This window comes from Pseudomonas sp. NPDC087342 (assembly GCF_044744265.1).
GTDB lineage: Bacteria > Pseudomonadota > Gammaproteobacteria > Pseudomonadales > Pseudomonadaceae > Aquipseudomonas > Aquipseudomonas nunensis.
In genome coordinates, this window is the sequence record NZ_JBIUXZ010000002.1 from 409,319 (window position 1) to 426,939 (window position 17,621).

General features: G+C 54.0%; 18 protein-coding genes. 5 read left to right on the forward strand and 13 right to left on the reverse strand.

What is annotated here, in order from left to right:
• Positions 1 to 3: 3 nt before the first annotated feature.
• The 4 genes from ACIOYV_RS09775 to ACIOYV_RS09790 are packed head-to-tail and all read right to left on the reverse strand — an operon-like array spanning position 4 to position 5,609.
• Complete coding sequence (locus tag ACIOYV_RS09775) at positions 4 to 2,490, reverse strand: effector-associated domain EAD1-containing protein (RefSeq protein ID WP_401323257.1); 2,487 nt, start codon at positions 2,488 to 2,490, stop codon at positions 4 to 6.
• Between the two features lie 4 nt (positions 2,491 to 2,494).
• A complete protein-coding gene (locus ACIOYV_RS09780; RefSeq protein WP_401323260.1) occupies positions 2,495 to 3,328 on the reverse strand; it encodes a hypothetical protein in 834 nt (277 codons plus the stop codon).
• Positions 3,329 to 3,331: 3 nt separating this feature from the next.
• The gene (locus ACIOYV_RS09785) at positions 3,332 to 4,282 is read right to left on the reverse strand and encodes a hypothetical protein (RefSeq protein ID WP_401323263.1); all 951 of its coding nucleotides are present in this window, start codon (positions 4,280 to 4,282) and stop codon (positions 3,332 to 3,334) included.
• Positions 4,283 to 4,289: 7 nt separating this feature from the next.
• Positions 4,290 to 5,609 carry a GTPase-associated system all-helical protein GASH gene (locus ACIOYV_RS09790; protein ID WP_401323266.1) on the reverse strand — a complete coding sequence of 440 codons (1,320 nt, stop codon included), beginning with the start codon at positions 5,607 to 5,609 and terminating at the stop codon, positions 4,290 to 4,292.
• 221 nt (positions 5,610 to 5,830) lie between these two features.
• Here ACIOYV_RS09790 and ACIOYV_RS09795 point away from each other — a divergent pair, with 221 nt between their 5' ends.
• The 5 genes from ACIOYV_RS09795 to ACIOYV_RS09815 all read left to right on the forward strand — a co-directional run bounded on the left by ACIOYV_RS09795 (position 5,831) and on the right by ACIOYV_RS09815 (position 9,606).
• Entirely contained in the window at positions 5,831 to 6,040 is a 210-nt protein-coding gene (locus tag ACIOYV_RS09795; protein ID WP_401323269.1) for a hypothetical protein, read from the forward strand.
• A 52-nt stretch (positions 6,041 to 6,092) separates the two neighbouring features.
• A complete protein-coding gene (locus tag ACIOYV_RS09800) occupies positions 6,093 to 6,581 on the forward strand; it encodes a YchJ family protein (protein ID WP_401323272.1) in 489 nt (162 codons plus the stop codon).
• 8 nt (positions 6,582 to 6,589) lie between these two features.
• Positions 6,590 to 8,251, forward strand: coding sequence for a recombinase family protein (locus ACIOYV_RS09805; protein WP_401323274.1), 1,662 nt, complete (start codon positions 6,590 to 6,592; stop codon positions 8,249 to 8,251).
• Between the two features lie 88 nt (positions 8,252 to 8,339).
• Positions 8,340 to 9,122: a hypothetical protein gene (locus tag ACIOYV_RS09810; protein ID WP_401323277.1), complete on the forward strand. Its 783-nt coding sequence runs from the start codon at positions 8,340 to 8,342 to the stop codon at positions 9,120 to 9,122.
• 127 nt (positions 9,123 to 9,249) lie between these two features.
• The gene (locus ACIOYV_RS09815; protein WP_401323280.1) at positions 9,250 to 9,606 is read left to right on the forward strand and encodes a Rap1a/Tai family immunity protein; all 357 of its coding nucleotides are present in this window, start codon (positions 9,250 to 9,252) and stop codon (positions 9,604 to 9,606) included.
• 196 nt (positions 9,607 to 9,802) lie between these two features.
• Here ACIOYV_RS09815 and ACIOYV_RS09820 read toward each other — a convergent pair whose 3' ends face one another.
• The 9 genes from ACIOYV_RS09820 to ACIOYV_RS09860 all read right to left on the reverse strand — a co-directional run bounded on the left by ACIOYV_RS09820 (position 9,803) and on the right by ACIOYV_RS09860 (position 17,487).
• The gene (locus ACIOYV_RS09820) at positions 9,803 to 10,534 is read right to left on the reverse strand and encodes a recombinase family protein (protein WP_401323283.1); all 732 of its coding nucleotides are present in this window, start codon (positions 10,532 to 10,534) and stop codon (positions 9,803 to 9,805) included.
• Positions 10,535 to 10,649: 115 nt separating this feature from the next.
• A complete protein-coding gene (locus ACIOYV_RS09825; protein WP_401323286.1) occupies positions 10,650 to 10,868 on the reverse strand; it encodes a hypothetical protein in 219 nt (72 codons plus the stop codon).
• Positions 10,869 to 11,113: 245 nt separating this feature from the next.
• A complete protein-coding gene (locus tag ACIOYV_RS09830; RefSeq protein ID WP_401323289.1) occupies positions 11,114 to 11,908 on the reverse strand; it encodes a hypothetical protein in 795 nt (264 codons plus the stop codon).
• 247 nt (positions 11,909 to 12,155) lie between these two features.
• On the reverse strand, positions 12,156 to 13,262 hold the full coding sequence (locus ACIOYV_RS09835; RefSeq protein ID WP_401323292.1) for a hypothetical protein: 1,107 nt from the start codon (positions 13,260 to 13,262) through the stop codon (positions 12,156 to 12,158).
• 401 nt (positions 13,263 to 13,663) lie between these two features.
• Complete coding sequence (locus tag ACIOYV_RS09840) at positions 13,664 to 13,906, reverse strand: hypothetical protein (RefSeq protein ID WP_401323295.1); 243 nt, start codon at positions 13,904 to 13,906, stop codon at positions 13,664 to 13,666.
• Positions 13,906 to 16,158 (reverse strand): hypothetical protein, encoded by a 2,253-nt coding sequence (locus ACIOYV_RS09845; RefSeq protein WP_401323298.1) that lies wholly within the window; start codon positions 16,156 to 16,158, stop codon positions 13,906 to 13,908. Before ACIOYV_RS09845 ends, ACIOYV_RS09840 begins: the two co-directional genes overlap by 1 nt.
• Complete coding sequence (locus ACIOYV_RS09850; protein WP_401323301.1) at positions 16,155 to 16,592, reverse strand: hypothetical protein; 438 nt, start codon at positions 16,590 to 16,592, stop codon at positions 16,155 to 16,157. The genes ACIOYV_RS09845 and ACIOYV_RS09850 overlap by 4 nt, the downstream gene beginning before the upstream one ends.
• Positions 16,589 to 16,846, reverse strand: coding sequence for a hypothetical protein (locus ACIOYV_RS09855; protein ID WP_401323304.1), 258 nt, complete (start codon positions 16,844 to 16,846; stop codon positions 16,589 to 16,591). Before ACIOYV_RS09855 ends, ACIOYV_RS09850 begins: the two co-directional genes overlap by 4 nt.
• A complete protein-coding gene (locus ACIOYV_RS09860; RefSeq protein ID WP_401323307.1) occupies positions 16,843 to 17,487 on the reverse strand; it encodes a hypothetical protein in 645 nt (214 codons plus the stop codon). The genes ACIOYV_RS09855 and ACIOYV_RS09860 overlap by 4 nt, the downstream gene beginning before the upstream one ends.
• Between the last annotated feature and the right edge of the window lie 134 nt (positions 17,488 to 17,621).

Here is a 17,621-nt window from a genome sequence, read left to right on the forward strand (position 1 = left end):
GTTTTAACGCCAGTCAACAATGTCAGTGTCGCTGATATAGAGGCGTAGCTTCTCGTTCATGGGAAAGTCTTTGCACATCATTTTAAGCAGATCATGTGCTGTCGGACGGCCGCCGAAACGGATTGAATTCAATACAGTGTGCCAGCGCGTTGACCCATTTTGAGACCGTCCTGGCAGGTCGGAATTCTTGCCTCCGGCTCGTGACCAGAGCTCGTCGCTATCCGGACCGCTTGGATAGAGTTCACAGGCCTCATCTTCGAAGGCTTTCCACTTCTCGGCAGCGCTTAGTTTTGAGACTCCAAGCATCCAACGCGTATAAAAGCTAAGCAAGTCTGCGCACAGCCTTAGCCCTAGCTTAATATCTGGACGGTTGGCAAGCCGGTCCGCAAGATGTTTAGCCGCGCGCTCCCAATGTCGGGACGCCACAAGCGTTCCCAACTGCTCAGAAGCCGCATGGGAAAGCATGCGAGCGCCCTTCAAGAGGTTGTTCAGCCATTCGATAAACACCTCTTCGGGAAACGACGGGAGGCCACTGACGATCGCTAGATGCGTATCAACCGGCACTGAGGATCTTTCAAGTACTGATCGCAGGCTCGAGCTCGCCATGATTGCGCGTTCAAGCGGGGCTTCAGGGGTAGTCACCACCGCACCTTTCGCCGCGACTTCCAGCCAGCCGGTTGCGGTCGCCTGCAGGTAGTGGTCACGCTGCGAAGCGGGCAGAAGCGACCACAGTCGCGCCCGCTCCGAGGTGGCGCAGAGGTCAGCCAACGGGGTCTTTGCCAGCGCCTCGAGTAAGCCCGTATCGACGAGTCGTCCTTCGACGAGTTCAACTAAAACAGTGTCACGCGCACCGATGGCATTGCTAGGTGCGTTCCACAGGGAAGAGTTCTTGCCAATCACAGCGCCCCACACCTGTTGCTCGGTAATGTCCTCGCAGCGGATGTTAGACAGGATCTGAGGATGGGCAGCGGCCTGCTCTGCGCACAATTCGACCAAGCGTAAGTCCTTATGCGCGAGCGTACACTCCAACGTCTGTGAAGGGCTCGCGTACCGAAGGGCTGACCGCAAACCAGCGCTGTGATCTAGGTCTTTATCCACCTTGAGCTGCTGGCCTGTTGCATCGATAGGGGACAGTGTTGCCGCTAGCGCGGCGCCATACGCGGACAGCCAGCGCTTCTTCAGCAGCGGCAAAAGTAGGGCGGCCGAAGAGGTAACGTGGAGTTTTCTGGGCACTTCCTCCGCCAGCCGCTGCTCAACTGTCGCGTCAGCAGGTAGTGCCCCTACGGTCGCGGCAAACGCGGCGTGGCTATGCTCGGCCCATCTCCAAGCTGCTTGGTAAATGGCGGGCTTGTCTCGACGAGCGACTGTCGATAAGCCGGCTGTCACTGCAGCGCACCATGGCGGCAATGCGAGCTCCTCATCAACCGAGGCCGCGACCATCTCCATCAAATCGCTGTCGTCCACGGGCGCAAATCCGAGGTTACTGACGAGGAGCTCAACGGCTGACCACAACGGCCGCGTGTTGGCAAAGCCAGAGAGCACCAAATTCCTCATTAATAGCAACTGCTTGCAACCTGCGCCTGGAATCAAGGCCGTGAACCGACCGATGAGCTTGTCCTTGATGCTTGCGCCGAATGCCGGCTGATTTGAGAGGCCGTCTGCCAAGCGTATGGCAGCCAGCAAATCATCAAAGCTTTCGCCGGTAGAGAGGAGGGTTTGCAGCCGTTCAAGCCGGCTCAAGTCCCTGAGCGTATGAATTCCAAGGCCCAGGTCCTCGGCGAGAGCTAGGATCGGCTGCACGTCGCGCTGGCCACAGAGAATCCCGGCGGTTTCAGAATTCGAAGTTTTATCGTCTGGCTTGACTATACGATGCTTTGTCCAGCGAGCTTGGAGCTGCTCAGGCGTGCATACAAGCGCCGGCGTGGGTTGCTCTACCACATCGTTCGGACCGAAGCTCAGCCGGAACGCAAAGGTTCGCCTTAAGGCCGGCCAGAGGTTATTCCACAGTGAATCAACGAGGTGCTCGAATCCCTCAACGCTCAGTCGTACAACTGGAGCGAGTCCTTGGGCTGCCAACGCGTTGGCCGTACCGATCAAGTCAGCAGCCGGCAGGTTGCTACTGCCTGCAATGTCAAGCTCCAGCGTTACCACCGATTCGGGGCATTCTGTGACCGAGGCTGCTAGTCGCCCAAGTAGCGCGGCCAGGCTTCCCACCTCGCACATATCGTCCAATCTGACGATTAGCGCATGAGTCAGCACCATGCCGCCGCGCGACGCGCTCGAATCCAGAAACGTGCGGGCGAGAACGTAGTGATCGTCGATAGGAAAACCGCGAACAAACGGCGACCAAGCTTGGACACCTGGGGGCACTACATCTGGCAAGTCGAGCTTTGATGCGATGGCAGCGGCTATAGGCGCATTCGTACTCGATGTTCTCAGTCCGTGACCACGTCCTGGGATCTCGCCATAAACGGCCTGCTCGACTCGCATTCGCTTAGGTCCCGTCTGCCATCAAATATTGGATCGGCAGGGTAATGTCGGTGTTCTTCTCACCGTTGGGTAGCACCACGTAACCGAACTCTTCCGGGCCACGGATTGCGTAGTCTTGGTCCGCATCCGTTTTGTCGAGTGCCCGTTCAAGGGCCGATAGGCCAATGACAGTAGGAGACGCCCAATTGCTGCGCACGAACGACCACAGCATCGGCAGTCGAGACGCCAAGAGGTCAGCCGGCAGCTCCGTCGTTTCAAGCTCATCCCAACAGCTCAGCAAGATTGTTAAGCGGGGTTTGCAAAGCGGCCGGTCCAAATGGAACTGCGCGAGGTAGAGCAGCATTTGAAGGAGCTCCACTGTCCTTGCTTGATCTGACAGCTCGTATGCCGCCTCGCCCTGTGGCTCAACTGGAGCAAATGACTGCAGCGGGCGCGAGAACAAGTCGTCTTCGGATCGAAGCGAATGCAGTCTGATGAGTAGGACCCAGTCCGTGGCTTCGACCACGCGATCTCGCCAGGCGGCCGGGATCCGCCGCTGCGCGACAAGGTTACGAACCTGTTCGCCGCCATAGTCCGGCCAAACCAGTTCGGCGTAACGGCCGACCTCGTCCGTAATAGGCCAGACGCTCTCGACGTAGATGTCAGCTGGTGTGTGGTCGGTCGACTTTCCCTCAGTCAGGCAGCTGAGAGCTGTAGTGAACGCCTCCAGGTTCGTTGGAGCGCCGGTCATCTTGAGCGCGCATGCCTTGACCATGAGGCGCTTCAAAAACTGGGCACCGTAGTGAGTCTTACCGACATTTGACTCGCCGACCAACAAGATGGTGTGTTGAGCAGCCACCAACTATCTCCTACCAAATCGAAAAAGCGGATCGTGACCACAGACTTCTGTAGTGGGTAAATCAACCCCCGCACGCTTGGTACAAAGTACCCAGTCAAAAAGCTTACGGAAGCCTTCTGCAGCGTCGACCTCGCCGCAAGGCGACACGCTGACTATGAACTCCGGGACGCTAGATGAGTGCGAAGCGACCGCTTTTCTGATCTGCGCCTCCATGGCTGCAGCCACATCTACGTCCCCCTTCGTCCAGACGAGTGCCAAGCGCCGTCCGCGGGCCTTGGCTACTGCACGTTGAGCAAGCAGCTGAAAGTCGTTTCGAGCGGTCCCCATTTTGGGCCCAGCAAGAGCCTGACGGTCAGCAATCAGTAGCGTGACGTCTGCATGACGAGCTATCCAGCGGGCTCCTTCCGCGTCGGCTGCCTGCTCGTTGACCGCCCATTTCTGAAACCACTCTCCAGGTGCATCGGCAAAAAGAAAGTCGCGTAGCGACCCGTCTTCACGGCGAAAGCCTAGGTGAAGCATTCCGGGTGCTCGAGCCGCTCCGCTGGGGGTGTGGGGCGGAAAGCTTGGGGGCTGCCCCGGCTTCCAGCGCAGATACGTCGCCACCGCCTCCCAACCTGCCAGCGTGTAAGAGTTGCTGAATAAATTGGCATCAGTCGTCAGCGCACCTTGACCCAGCAGCAGATAGAACGCACCGAGAAGTGTCGTCTTACCTGCGCTTTCTGGGCCGACGATACCGACAGTGATGGGCTTGACGTTACCGCTGACGAAGTTGAGGTCAGACTCTCCCATCGCCAAGCCGCTCCACGGGAGCAGCATCTGGTCGCAGTCAGCCGTAGCGGCTACTTCGTTTTTGCTAACACGTTTCCACTCGGGGCACACATCGAGCCGGATGTGACCCAACGTGCAAGTGGTATTGTCATCAGCGAAACAGTTGGGATGGGGGCATTTGTCCATGGGCGCCTTATTTCTTTTTGACCCGTTTGATTGGGCTTTCGCTGGTGGCGCGTGCGCTCTGAAGCTCACGGAATAGGTATGTTCCCCACTCGTACGGGGTCATCTTGGTGGAAACGGCCACGCCAACGAGGGCACGCAGGGTCGTCTCTTCGATAGCACCTGAATCCCCCGGATGCCCAATCAACGACAGCAGCGGGCCTCGGCCAACGGGTGCAGGTGCGTACTGAGCAGCCAGTGCGCGAAAAGGCTGCATGAATGCGGTTGTCCTAGCATCGCGCACAAGGCTAGTGAAGTCACGCTCGCCGCCTCCTTGATCATCTTTCTCTGCGGGAAGGCAGCGGATGGCCTCTCGCAGGAAGGCCGAAACACTTGCTGGCGAGTAGGTTGGCACCTGCTCGTGTAGGTCGAGCGCCATCAAAGCAGAGGCCTCAAACGGAGGTAAGTCAAGGTAGCTCGCGTGAGCGCTCGGGGAGTAAAGCGCCTCCTTCCACCAAAGTAGGTTCGTGCGGCGCTGAAGACCTGCCGTCGCGCCGCTGAAGCTCGATAACGCCTTGTCAACGTGAGCTGTTACCGCCTTTGCAAGCATGGATAGCGGGCCCGAGAGGTCGACGGGAGCCGGCGCAAGCTCCTCGGCCATCCCATCCAACGTCTCTGCGATGGCGACGCTCATCTTGTTTGCAAATTCTTGCGCCCACTGCTGGGGATTGTTCGAGGGCGCATACTGATTCGGGGTGGTAGGCCCCCAAGGCCCCGCGGCGGAATGGATTTTGGCGTTGAGTTCACTACGATCGATCGTGGGTGCCTCATAGTCTGTAGACACTGGGGCTGGCGGCGTGTACTGCAAGGGATCGACCGTAATCATCTCCGGCGTTGCCCATTCAACCTCGGCGCGCGCATCGACCTTCGTCTCAATTTCCCCAATAGCTTCGCGCCAGATCTCAGCTTCGTCAGAAGTTTCGGCGTGCACCAGGGCATTGCGCGCCGTATTGACGAAGGCGACGGCGATCGCATCGTCCGAACGAGCCGCCTGCACGATCGCGTCTAGTAAGATCGCCCGCAAGATGCCAACGGGTCGCCCGGCAAAGGCGTTAGCAACAGTCTCCCATTGCTTGCGGAGGCAGGTCATTGCCTCCTCTACAGTTGGGTCCGTGGCTGGAATGTTGGGGTCGGCTGCCACCATCGTGAAGCTGGCGGTCTTTGAGGGCACCTTTCGAAGAATGGCCGACAGATCTTTGGCAGTGGATCGAAGCTTATCGAGTTTGGTGTCATCGCCTTTGAGGTCGATAACTCCAATCTCAAGAAACCTCAACAAAAATTCATGTTCCATTCCCTGGTCTCCGGACCTTTATTGTGATGCCGCAATATATTACTTGAGCCTCCTGGTTCAACACCGGGGACTACACAACTTCCGCGACGTCGAGTATGGAGAATCTGATTGATCCCGAGATCGCGTCCCTTTGATCCAATGATAACACTCCAATGATCGCGAAGTAGCCGCAACCGTGCACTCAGTCCCCTTCAACTTCCAAGTGCATCTAGGTCGAGTTCATGGACAAACGCTCGATTACCCGAACTGGATTTTTCTTCGGTTTTGTAATCGATCCTGAATTACGTACCTTTGACCATCATGGACTAACCTCCACCTCTGACGAATGTTCAAATGAGGGGTTGCCATGGGATTGCCATGAGGCAGATTGGCAGTCACTCACTCATTCCTCGCGTAAAAAAAAAGTGAAAAAAGTTAAATTAGGTAAGTGACTGATTTATGGAAGATAAAACACATGTAACTGTTAGCAAGGCTCCGGAATCAGTGAGTACATCCATTTGCCCTTGCGGCAGCGGCACCCTGCTCGATGCCTGCTGCGGCCATTACCATGCCGGCCATCCGGCCCCGTGCGCCGAGGCCTTGATGCGCTCGCGCTACAGCGCCTATGTGCTGGGGCTGATCGACTATCTGGTGGCGACCACCCTGCCCGCCCAACAGTCCGGGCTCGATCGTCAGTCCATCAGCGACTGGAGCGCCCGAAGCACCTGGCTCGGCCTTGAGGTGGAAAGCTCCGAGGTGTTTGGCGGTCAACCGGAACACGCTTTCGTAACCTTCACGGCCCGCTGGCACGATGGCGGCGGCGAACACAGTCACCGCGAGCGTTCCTCGTTTGTGCAGAACAATGGCCATTGGTACTTCATCGACCCGACCGTACAGCTCAAGGCTGGGCGTAATGACGCCTGCCCGTGCGCGAGTGGGCAGAAATTCAAGAAGTGCTGCCACAATTACCTACAGGCCAATTACCCCCAGTAGGTAGCACGATGTCCAAGGTTTTCAGCTACGTCAGGTTCTCCAGCGCCAAGCAATCAGCAGGCGATAGCTACGAACGTCAAACCAAAGCAGCCAAGGCATTTGCCGCAAGCAAAGGGCTTGAATTGGCGGACCCGAAGGAATACCTGTTCTTCGACGCTGGACGTTCTGCCTACAAAGGCAGACACGTTGACGATACGAGCGAGCTTGCTCGGTTCCTCGGTTATGTTGAGGACGGCACCATTCCAACAGGGAGCTTTCTTGTCATCGAATCGCTGGACAGGTTGAGTCGGAAAAAAGTGCGTGACGCCCTGCCCCGCTTCCTCGACTTGCTGGCGAAGGACATCAACGTCTTCACGAGCCTAGACCAGCGCCTTTACACAAAAGACTTCGACGTGACTGACTTGCTCGTGTCGATAATCAGCATGTCTAGGGCTCACGAAGAAAGCGCCACCAAGGGGAGCCGTGTTTCATCGGCGTGGCGGAAGAAACAGGCTGACGCTCGTGAGACCGGCAAGCCCCTTGGAAAGCTCAGACCGCTTTGGCTGGATGTCACTCCAGAGGGTTACACCCTAAACCCTGACCATGCTCAAGTTGTACGGCGCCTCTTTGATTTATCAACACAGGGGCACGGATCACGCAACATTGCCGCCACCCTAAACCAAGAAGGCGTTCCAGCATTCTCGGCGGGAAGGAGGAACGTCTCCGGCCTATGGGGATTCAGCACCGTTCGCCATATTTTGGATTCCCGCACCACGTTGGGCGAGTATCAGCCCCACATCTTCATCGATGGAATTAGGACGCCAGATGGAGAACCGATTAAAGGCTTTTTCCCGGCTGTAGTGGACGAGGAAACGTTCTACCGGGCACAAGCTGCACGGGGCTCAAGGCGGTCACACAAGATCACCAAACAGACCACCAACTTCAACGTGATGGCGGGCATTTTCTTTTGCTTCGAGTGTGGCGCTGCCATGCACCTACAGAGCCAGCGGGGGAGGAAATACTACAAATGCAGCCACGCCAACCGAGGCATGTGCAACGCTGGCGTCATCACCGCTACACGAACAGAAACGGTGTTTCGGGAAGTTCTCGCCAAGCTGGATTCCTTGAGTCTCGTGCAAACTAGCTCGGGATCAATCCGCAAGAAGCTGGATGTTGCGGAAGGTCGTGCAGAAGAACTGCGAGCCAAACTTGCAGACGCTGAGGATGCACACAATCAATTCCCCGGCAGGAGAACGGCAAAACTACTGCAAGAGCTTGAGAGCCAGCTTACGGCTGTAGAGGCAGAGAAAGACGCACTCCTTCAGCAGATGGCAGTTGACCGAGTGGTGAGCAAATCGGATTTCTTCGAAAGGCTCGACCTCACATCGTTTGAGGGGCGTGTTGCTGCGAACAACCTGACGAAACGGTTAGGGACGCGGATCTTTGTTCGCAAGAATGGACGCTGCAACGAAACGTATTTGATTGTCGTAACGACGACTGACGGAAGCCAAGAAGCTGAACCGGAGCAAAATGTTATCGGGGCTGTCACCCATTCAAACAGCAAATTACGGATCGACAGCGCATCCGATGCATTCACGGAGCTACAAAAACTGCACGGCGACTTGCCGAAGTGGCGACGAATGAAGCACTGGATTCAGGAAATCAAAGTACCAGCGCTTCCAGCAGCTTAAACGTCAACTCCTGGGAGAATCTGTGATGTGGTGACACGGTGCTAACTGGCCCGTAAGCTCAGCCAACCACTCCAAGGCGGGAACAACCATGGGCATCTATGACGTAGACGGTTATCTGGCAAGGGCGAAAGCGTTCGTAGCAGCCGGAGACGAAAACTCATTACGTCACGCAGGCCTTGAGCTGCGCCTTTGCCTCGAAGACGTCGTCTACCAGAAACTCACTCAAATTGGCGATAAGTTACCCCCCGCCATATTCCGCAAGTGGCAACCACCACAAGCCTTGAAGATGTTGCTCAGCTTTGAGCCAAATGCTGACCGAGATAGTACCCTGACGATATGTATGGAAAATGCCGATGGCACTCCGTCTGGTGACTGGAAGCACATTGGCAATCACAAGATGTTCCCCTACAAGTGGCTTAACTCGTCTTACCACAAGCTAGGCAAGTACCTACACCTTCCCAGCCTTGAAGAAGCTGATGCACCGTCCAAAATCAAAGCAACAAGCCTTCAAGAGATAATTGACGAAATCGAGCGTGTCTCAACGGCAACCATGCTGAGCACCATAAACTCTATAACGACCATCGCTTGCTCGGTCTGTGGCGCAGACATGTATGTGAGTAATTTGCAGATTGAAAACGCTGCTGTCGTTGAATGCTACAAGGAAACGTGTGGTGCGAAGCACACCATAGCGAAACTCGATGAGGATCGTTTCACCGCGAGCCGTGTCGGCTTCAAATCAGTCCCCTGCTATAAATGCGGAAAGGACTTTTCTATCGAAGACATGGAACATGGCGATCTTAAAGATTGCTGGAACTGTGGGCAGACGCATGTAGTTGGTTGGGGATATGCATTGTGGCCAACTCCTGAGTAACGCCTTGGTGATGGGTAATATTTCCAGAACCTGGCCCAACGTGTGACGTGATGGCACGCAGTGCGCGAGCGATGGCACCGGGCCAAGCTACCGGGTAATCTCAGCCAACTTGAGAGGGATTGCACCGATGAAGACATGGATGGGCGTAGTGGCGTTGGCCGGGACAATAGCGAGCAGCAGCGCCATGGCCTTGGACGGTAACGGGCTATTGCTACAGTGCCAAGCCTTGATTCGGAGCATGGAGATTCAAGGGCCGGACACCTACGATTCAGGGCACTGCATGGGAGTGGTTCAAGGAGTGACTGACGTGCTCGTCCTCTATCAGGACAAACTTCCGAAGAAATTCTGCATACCCCACGACGTGACTTATGGTCAGGGTGTACGGATCGTAACCAAATACATGCAAGACAACCCCAGCCTACTAAACAACCATGACTCAGTGCTTGTGTTGGCTGCCTATGCCGATGCCTACCCCTGCAAGTGACACACCGTTAGCAGCCCCGTAGGGGCGATATTTTCCAGCCCCCATTTTTCGCCAAAAATTTCGACCACATGCGAGAGCGTCTGGGATTCAAGGCTGGAAATATAAGCCGTGACCGGGACCGACCTCAGAGGTATCAAGCAGGACAGCTCGGGCAACCCTCTAGGGGCTAGGAATATACAAATAACGCTACGACCCCTCAGGCGTTTGCAGCTTCGAACGTCAGACCAAGGCGACTCATGACACGGCTCACTTGAGTGGCAGACCACGCACCACCCTTGGCAGTGGTTACACCCTTCTTGTTCAAGCATTCAGCGACCTTCACCAAAGTGCGTAAGCCTCTGTACAGACACGCTTCAATCTCGGCACTGATGGCCGTATCGAACGCGGATACACGATCAGCCACAGCCTTTGCAGCCTTGTCACGGTTGGCCTGTGTGCGGCCATGTGAGAGGGCCTGTGTGCGGTTGGCTATCTTCTGAATCGACACTACATCACCAGACTCAGCGCGAGCCTTGAGCGATGCTAGGGCCTCCCTTGTACGTTGGCCGATGAACTTCCTTTCCTGTTCTGCCAACGCTGCGTAGATGTGCAACTGGAAGGCGTCAGCACTGGGCATGGTGGCAACCTTGAACTCTACCCGCTCCATCAAGGCGCTGATGTGGGCAACCGAACGGCTGATACGGTCGAGCTTGGCAGCACACAGTTGAGCTGATGAAGCCTTGCACATCTGAATGGCCTTAGCGCCTTCTGGACGGTCTTCAATGGCGATGCTACCCGACACTGTGTCGATGAACTCACCAATGATTGTCCAGCCATTCTGGAGGGCAGCTTGTTCGATGTACTGGCGTTGAGCTTCAAGACCCAGACCGCTATCACCTTGGCCCGATGTCGATACTCGCAAGTAGGAAACTATGTTCACGGTCTTCATCGTCCAGCCCTCCGTTGTGTGTAGGGCCAGTTTACATTTCTTGGATGTGGCTGTATACGTTTCTTGGTCGGTGATCCTAGATTTGTAAATACTTGCAGATGAATGGAGACCTACCCTAAATCTGTCGCAATCGGTTGATCGCTTCGGTGATGGCGGATGCATTCGTATCGAGGGTTTGCAGCGCCGTGACGGCGTTGTCATGCGTGTAGGGCGATCCGCCAGCCTTAGCCCAAAGGGCCACCTCTTCGATAGCAGCGGCCAAGGCATGTTGGTTGTGCAACAGGAGGGTCAGCACGTCTGCTGTGGCGATGTTGGCGTCTGTGTTGTCTGGCATGGCGGTCGTCCTTGGTGTGTGTGGCTGTTTTGTAGAATTTGGTGATTCCAGCTCAAAACTGCCGTTTTGGTGCGGAAACCTCAAGTTGAAGCGTTCTCACCGTTTCGAGCTTATCCATGGATTACGGGAAGCCCCGGAAACACTGGCGTGTAGCTGATTGCACATATCAACCGAATCTATCAAAACCGCTGACTCGATAGGTTTTAACGGGCTTTTGGGCAGGATTTCAGAGGTTATGGGTGAGGTTATTTACTCGGGCTGCCGGTAGCCTTGGGCGCGATGCAATGGCATGTAGCCGTGCCTAGCTTCACACCCCCTTTTAGCTGCAACGTGGATAACCCCTGTTGCTTCACCGCCTTGATCAGTCCGTTAGCGTTCTTGTCATTCAGCTTGATCATGGCGTTGATGAATGTCTCTGTAGCAGCGTCGGACGCGTAAACCAATGTCATGTTGGCGGGCAACATGTGATTTTTGTAGTAGGGCTTCGTTCTGGCGTTGATTGCAACATGATCTCCCAGCTCACTATCAACGATTACACCCACACGCTTTGTTCGAAGGAATGGAGTGTTGATGTGCACCGTTGCCACCAAGTGCCAACCTAGTAGTTCGGCGTTACCTTCATCGGCAGAATCAAGGATCAAGTAGGCGGCAAGGTGTTCGTATTTTATTGGGTCTGTCACTACGGCCAACGGATCAACGATGCAGCAAATGCAACACGCACTCACTTTGTAGCCATCAATGCGATCAAGCTCGGTATTCGTGTCTACGGCAATCAGGTAATCAAACTGCTCACGCATACGGTCAATGAAACTTTTGTCTAGAGCGGCAAAGCTATCAACGGGCGAAGAGGTGAGCACCTTGTCTGTCTTCCCACGGGCGTAGGATATTTGGCTGCGTAACGATGTTGGGTCTAGCTCTAGAACGCTGGGAATTCCAGTGAGGGGGTCTACGGTAAAGGTCAGCTCTGACACGATCCCAGCAGTGTGACCAACTACGAAGTGTTCTCGTGGAACTGTAGGGCCGTCTTTCTTCTTGGACATCCGTATCACCTCAGCGTAAGAGTTTGTACGCTGGCTTCGCCCACTCCAGCAGACCAAGCACTATAGCTCACGCTATACAGATGCATGCGGGACGGTCGGATTACTGTCCACGCAAATCATGCTGTAGGCCAGAGCCTACAAGGGTTTCAGCCTGTTGCTACCTCGCGACTCACGTCCCTACCTGAGCGCGGTGTTTCTTCACGTGGCGGACAAAGAAAAGCCCCACCTCGAAAGGTAGGGCTCTGTGTTACAACGACCAGCTTGGAACATCGTCTGCATGGGGATCTTGTCCAGTGAGTCTAGGAACGTAGCTAATCAACTCTCCATCTAGCTCGCTTGAGAAACTACCAATGACACGCGGCACCACTACTACACCCAAAGCTTTCAACTCTGGAGTTGGGCTATACATCGCGTCATTTGACAGTGCCTTGTCTAGCACTGCGTCAATCAACGGCTGCACTGTAGAAACAGCTTTACCGTGTAGCATATCGAACACCATCTGAATCCCAGGATCATCAATTTCAAACTCAAGACGCAAACGTCTACTTGTATTGACTTCAATGAATCTCAGGCGTTCTATTGCAGGAAGAATCTCGGGACGGTATGCCTTACCGATGCGCTCCCACTCAGCCAGCAGCACAGTCACTTCATCAGACATACGGGGAGACCAGCCACTACCATCTAGCGCCTCTTTCCCTTGCACCTCTCGCTTGATGGCACCTAACACCTTCGCACTTGCACTATCCAAAATGGCGAAGTGCTTATCGTGGTCTGGGTTGGCATGATCTAGATGCTCTCTCAGCCAACAAACCAAAGCGTTACGCTTAAAGGGTTGAATCTTCCGAGACTCCACAACTGCGAGTACAACGTCTTCACCGATGATCTTGATGATTCGTGCAATGACATCCTTCTCGCTTGAATCTCTGTCTAGAAAGTGACGCGGAGTGAGCTTGTCACGAGGGATAGACGCACCACCTGAAAAGTGTCTTATGGAGTGCGAGCGGTTCAAACCTCTGGGAGCAATTACCAAGTTATCGGCACGGAACAAACCGACTGTTGATTCACCACGTACCGGGCAAATGTGCGACAACTCGAAAGGGGCTAATCCCGCGTTCTTTCGCTCTCCATATCCATTGTACTTCTGAGCCAAAGCGTAAACATCATACAGCGTGCCTAAATCTTCCTCGGTGAAACCGTCAAAGATCAAGTCTGTTCTTGCACGGATGGCTTGGCGGGCAAGCTCTTGGAAGAATGGCGAGTTTGTAGCGTTGTAGAGGTATGTTACTCGGCGTGATTCGTTACGGGCGCTGTTTCGGCATGTAGCGTTACAATACTTCGCCGTCTTCGATTTCATCCGTGGACGCTTGCCACAGTGGAGACATGTGATGCGGTGTTTTTTATTGGGTGTTGTTGCCGGTACTGCTAGCGCCATCTAGGTACGCTCCTGTTTCTGGTTTGTTGTTGCCGTGGATGGCAATGTATGAATGTCGGCAAGCTGAACCACAAAACGCTGTGGCTTTAAAAGTTAGAAAACCATTACCGCAATGACGGCATTGGCAAGTTCGTTGATTACGCGGTCTGTGAATCATATTTAAAGCTCCTGTGGTGCGCTGTGGGAGGCGCCATCTAAAGAGACGATCCAGAGTGGCACCCCATGCTTGTTAAGTGCCATAGAGCGCATTACAGGGCGCCGTAGAAGACGGGAAAAGAAGTGAGCGGCTTTCGCCGCCCCCATTGCACTTGTGTAGAGTTGATTCATTGTTTGGTGCCTCTTGATTGGTTGATACGGAGAGCAACAGTTTTCTCTACGTAGTTTTTCATTGAACTGCGTTCATCCGAGAACTGGACTTGCATTTGGTTATATTGCAGCCGTAGTGCTGTATCGGTGTATTGCTCTGACACAGCGCTGGCACGATCCAACATGTATGTGGTGAACACACCGCCCGCTAAGATTTGCAATACACAGGCGAGCATGATCGCTTGAATAACAGCTTTCATTACTGCACCTCTTTCTGTGCGGCTCTGGTTGATTGCAACAACTGACTCACCTTGGCATCAACCTTTTCACTTACAGCATCACCAATGGCATCGCCAAGTGCCTTGCCATTTGGATCGATTGCATTAACTACCACATCGATTTTGATATCGTTGTGCATGGATTGATCAACGTGACTCTCAACAGGTTTGTTAATGACCTGACCGTTCAAGTCCATTGCACCCAACCACGAAGGAGCTGGTTGTTTCTGGCGCTGACGCTCTTCCGCTGCATACATGATATCTGCCGCATTTCTTGGCTCATACATTCGGAATTGGTGATAACTACCATCATCGTCTGCACTTGGCCCGTTGTATCCGTCAGCAGTGAACTTGGATACATCGATCTTGTTGAATTGCATCCCCAATAGGTTTGGAATCAAGGCTTTCGCTTTATTGGCTGGCCCTTCTTCGTAATCAGGCGTGTTAGTGAGCCAGCGATACAACATGCTGATGGGGTCTCTCACCTTCTCGCCTGTGGATGGTTTAGGCCCACCACCCATCACACTTGGATCAATAGCACCAGCGCCCTCAGGGAATCCAGCACTACCAACTTCCTGTGCTCGGTCTTTCTCTGTTTTCTCTGTGCCGTCACCATTCTTGCCAGCAGTGAGACGAAGCATCGAGGTAGCAAGTTTGGTTAGCCCGATATCGAACTGCACCATTGCTTCCTTGAAAGGCTTCATTGCCTCCGTCAATTCCATTTCCGCTTTGATGCGCTCATTGATTGCACCTATCAACTCAGGATTCTGGTCTAGACCCTGTTGCTGCAAGAATTGTTGGTTGGATAGGCGAGTGGCGTTTGCATCGATGCTGCCGCTCTGACGTTCAATTGCAGCGGCGTTTTCCTTCACGAACAGCTTGATACCGTTTTCAAAGTCGATTGCTTTTAGGTTGCCCTTCTTGGTGCTGGCCCTGAAATCCCTCTCAAGATTGGCATCAAGTGCATGCTTGTTACGCTCTGCCCATGCACGGCGGATTGGCTCCACCAGCAATGGCGCTGCTTCGGAGAAGGTGTTCAGGTCTTCGCGATCACCCTGTGATTTGCTGGCAATCTGCTGGAGTTGCAAATTTGCACGACGCTGCTCCTCGGCCGTCATTCCAGCCCCGCGATATGCTGCTTGGCGTGTTTCATAGGTGCCGGTGGCGCGGGAAAGACTGCGCCCTCGGGCCATCTCTGCCATCAGAAACGTTCTGTACGCCTTGGCAGATTCAAGACTCGTTTCAGTGCCGTATTTGGCATTGATCCGCAGCCACTCCGATTTGGCGAACTCCGCATTTGCAGGGTTCTTGCCTCCGGCTTGGGCCAATACGTTTTCAAGTTGCTGACTTGCCGACACGCGGGTCTGCGTTGCTGCCAAACGATCACTGAGAGCCCCCACAGCGCCCACAATGGCGGCAAGCCCAGCCGTCACACCACCTAGGGCAAGAGCGCCAGTTCCCAGCCCCATAAACCCTGTCGAGGGTTTAGGTTCGGCTTGCCTTGCGGCCCATGCAGCTTGTCGAGTTTGAGCCCATTGGAAGCGCTCAGCTCTTTGGGCGTGGCTCACATCGAGACGCTGAGCACGGAGCTTTGCGGCCTCCTGTGACGCAGCGAACTTCTCTGCTGCCCGGTGCCCGCGAACTCTGGCTTGCTGTAGGGCAAGCTCGGCTTTCTGAGTGGCTGTCAGCGCCTGATATTGCTTCTGTTGAAGGATGGCGGTCTTCTGTTGCTGCTGCGTTAGCAAGGCTTCCCAGCGAGCTTGGCGGGCCTTGTGTTGCTCAACGGATTGAGTCTGCTTGAGCACTGCTCCCGACACCTTCAAGCGCTCGCCTTCGGCCTTCGCTGACTTGGCATCTAGAACAGCCTGAGCGATCTTGTCACGCAGTGCCTGGGACTGAATTGCTGATCCTTCTTTCTGACGAAGGTTGATCAGCTTTTGGCCTGCAAGCTCGGCGGTGAAGGTGGCACGCCGAGTACGCTGCACGGCGTTCTCTAGCTTCAATTCACGATCAAGGTTTGCACGAACAGTCTTGGCTAGTTTCTCCTGTCCAGCGCTATCAACCTTGATGCCCATCTTGGCTCCCAGTTTCTTACTCAACACATCTGCTTCACGAGACAGCGCCATCATCTTTTGGCGTGTTTGGGCTAGACCACGTTCAAAGCGTTGAAGGCCGGATACATCTACTTGGAACCGGAGAAGGCCAACGAGTTTGGCAATGATTTCTGAGTTCATCGGCTACCCCCTCTTCCATGACGGCCATGTTTCGGATCAAACAACTCATTCAGTTCTTTCTGAAACTCCGTAACACTACGTCCAACAGGGATGCGTCTGCCATAATCGAAATTGTTGCTCATCAACATCAGCGGACTCTTATAGCGATCTACATAGCTACGGAATGCCGCTTGCACTGAACGACTTCCAGAAAGCGCTACAAATACAGCCCCATCTACGTGACGAATCCACTGATAGCTGTATTGCACATGGAACCCATGCCAGCGATCAACAAACCTACGAAAGTCGTGCATGAGGATTCGGACGTCTACAGAAAACTGTAGCCCTGTACCATCTTGGTTTAGTGTGGTGCTCTTTGAAACGATGCGGTAAATCTGGTGGTATTGAGTCGACCCATTTTGCAGGGTTTGAATCGGTGTAACGCTCGCTGTCATTGTTTTCCTTTGTTCGCTTTAGCTTGTTTAGCCATCTTGATAATCTCGGCAGCACGAGCCTTTAATTCAAGTAGTTCCAAGGCTCTCTTGAAGGCCGCTACATCCTCTTCGGATGCTTCCTCGTCTACTGCCTCTTTAGTTACCGTCACTGTAGTGGGCTCTGGAGAGCTTGTAACAAGTGTATCTTTTGCGTACTTCTCACGTAGAATCAGCTCAGTTTTTGATAGTGTGTTTGGATCGATTTTATCGGTCATTGTGCGTTTCCTTCTTTGGTCAATCTGCCTGATTTAATTAGTTCTTCACGAAGCTTGGCACGTGACGCGGCGAGTTCATCACGCACTTGTTGTTCACGGTTCAAGCGCTGTTGTTGCTCGGCCTGTAGTCGGTCACGTTCATCTTTAGCCAGTGACATTGCCACTTGACGGTCAATCTCAGCATTCAACGCGGCTTCAAGTTCTGCCTCGTAATCCGCTCTCACTTGTTTGCAAACTTCAACAAGGTCGCGCTCCTGATCTCGCGCTGGCTTTTTCAAATACAGCGTAATGAACGAAGCAAGCGGACTTTCCAGTAGCATTGCAGTTGGTAGCCCTCCTACTGGCTCAAGTGGAAGCCATCCGGCTGCACGGTATTGGTGATACAGCTCATGTGATTCGTCCAATGTGCGAGGGTTGAACTCGACGATAGCACCAAGAATATCGGCGCTTGGTTTCTCGACTCGTGATTCATAAAAGCCTTTCGCATTCTGGCAGCGTGAGCGGTATTCAGAATCGCTGAATGCAAACTGCATTGGTACTTCTGTTGTTGCTTGTGTTGATTTGTTACTCATGGTGCTTCCTTCATTTTGGGTTTGTTGTTGTGGTGCTTCATTTTGCTTTTCTTGGCGGTGATGCTGCATTCGGCACTTGGTAGAGCAGAACTTAGCGTGTGGTGCTTGTGGTCTTACTGGGAATCTCGTGGTGCATACAGCACAGGGCTGATAGGTGACTCTTGCCATATAGGCTCCTTGAACTCTAAATAGATGGTGTATGT

Coding starts and splice junctions, on each gene's coding strand:
- ACIOYV_RS09775 (WP_401323257.1), bottom strand. CDS start 2,490: ATGCGAGTCGAGCAGGCCGTTTATGGCGAGATCCCAGGACGTGGTCAC.
- ACIOYV_RS09785 (WP_401323263.1), bottom strand. CDS start 4,282: ATGGACAAATGCCCCCATCCCAACTGTTTCGCTGATGACAATACCACT.
- ACIOYV_RS09790 (WP_401323266.1), bottom strand. CDS start 5,609: ATGGAACATGAATTTTTGTTGAGGTTTCTTGAGATTGGAGTTATCGAC.
- ACIOYV_RS09795 (WP_401323269.1), top strand. CDS start 5,831: ATGGACAAACGCTCGATTACCCGAACTGGATTTTTCTTCGGTTTTGTA.
- ACIOYV_RS09805 (WP_401323274.1), top strand. CDS start 6,590: ATGTCCAAGGTTTTCAGCTACGTCAGGTTCTCCAGCGCCAAGCAATCA.
- ACIOYV_RS09810 (WP_401323277.1), top strand. CDS start 8,340: ATGGGCATCTATGACGTAGACGGTTATCTGGCAAGGGCGAAAGCGTTC.
- ACIOYV_RS09815 (WP_401323280.1), top strand. CDS start 9,250: ATGAAGACATGGATGGGCGTAGTGGCGTTGGCCGGGACAATAGCGAGC.
- ACIOYV_RS09820 (WP_401323283.1), bottom strand. CDS start 10,534: ATGAAGACCGTGAACATAGTTTCCTACTTGCGAGTATCGACATCGGGC.
- ACIOYV_RS09825 (WP_401323286.1), bottom strand. CDS start 10,868: ATGCCAGACAACACAGACGCCAACATCGCCACAGCAGACGTGCTGACC.
- ACIOYV_RS09830 (WP_401323289.1), bottom strand. CDS start 11,908: ATGTCCAAGAAGAAAGACGGCCCTACAGTTCCACGAGAACACTTCGTA.
- ACIOYV_RS09835 (WP_401323292.1), bottom strand. CDS start 13,262: ATGAAATCGAAGACGGCGAAGTATTGTAACGCTACATGCCGAAACAGC.
- ACIOYV_RS09840 (WP_401323295.1), bottom strand. CDS start 13,906: ATGAAAGCTGTTATTCAAGCGATCATGCTCGCCTGTGTATTGCAAATC.
- ACIOYV_RS09845 (WP_401323298.1), bottom strand. CDS start 16,158: ATGAACTCAGAAATCATTGCCAAACTCGTTGGCCTTCTCCGGTTCCAA.
- ACIOYV_RS09850 (WP_401323301.1), bottom strand. CDS start 16,592: ATGACAGCGAGCGTTACACCGATTCAAACCCTGCAAAATGGGTCGACT.
- ACIOYV_RS09855 (WP_401323304.1), bottom strand. CDS start 16,846: ATGACCGATAAAATCGATCCAAACACACTATCAAAAACTGAGCTGATT.
- ACIOYV_RS09860 (WP_401323307.1), bottom strand. CDS start 17,487: ATGCAGCATCACCGCCAAGAAAAGCAAAATGAAGCACCACAACAACAA.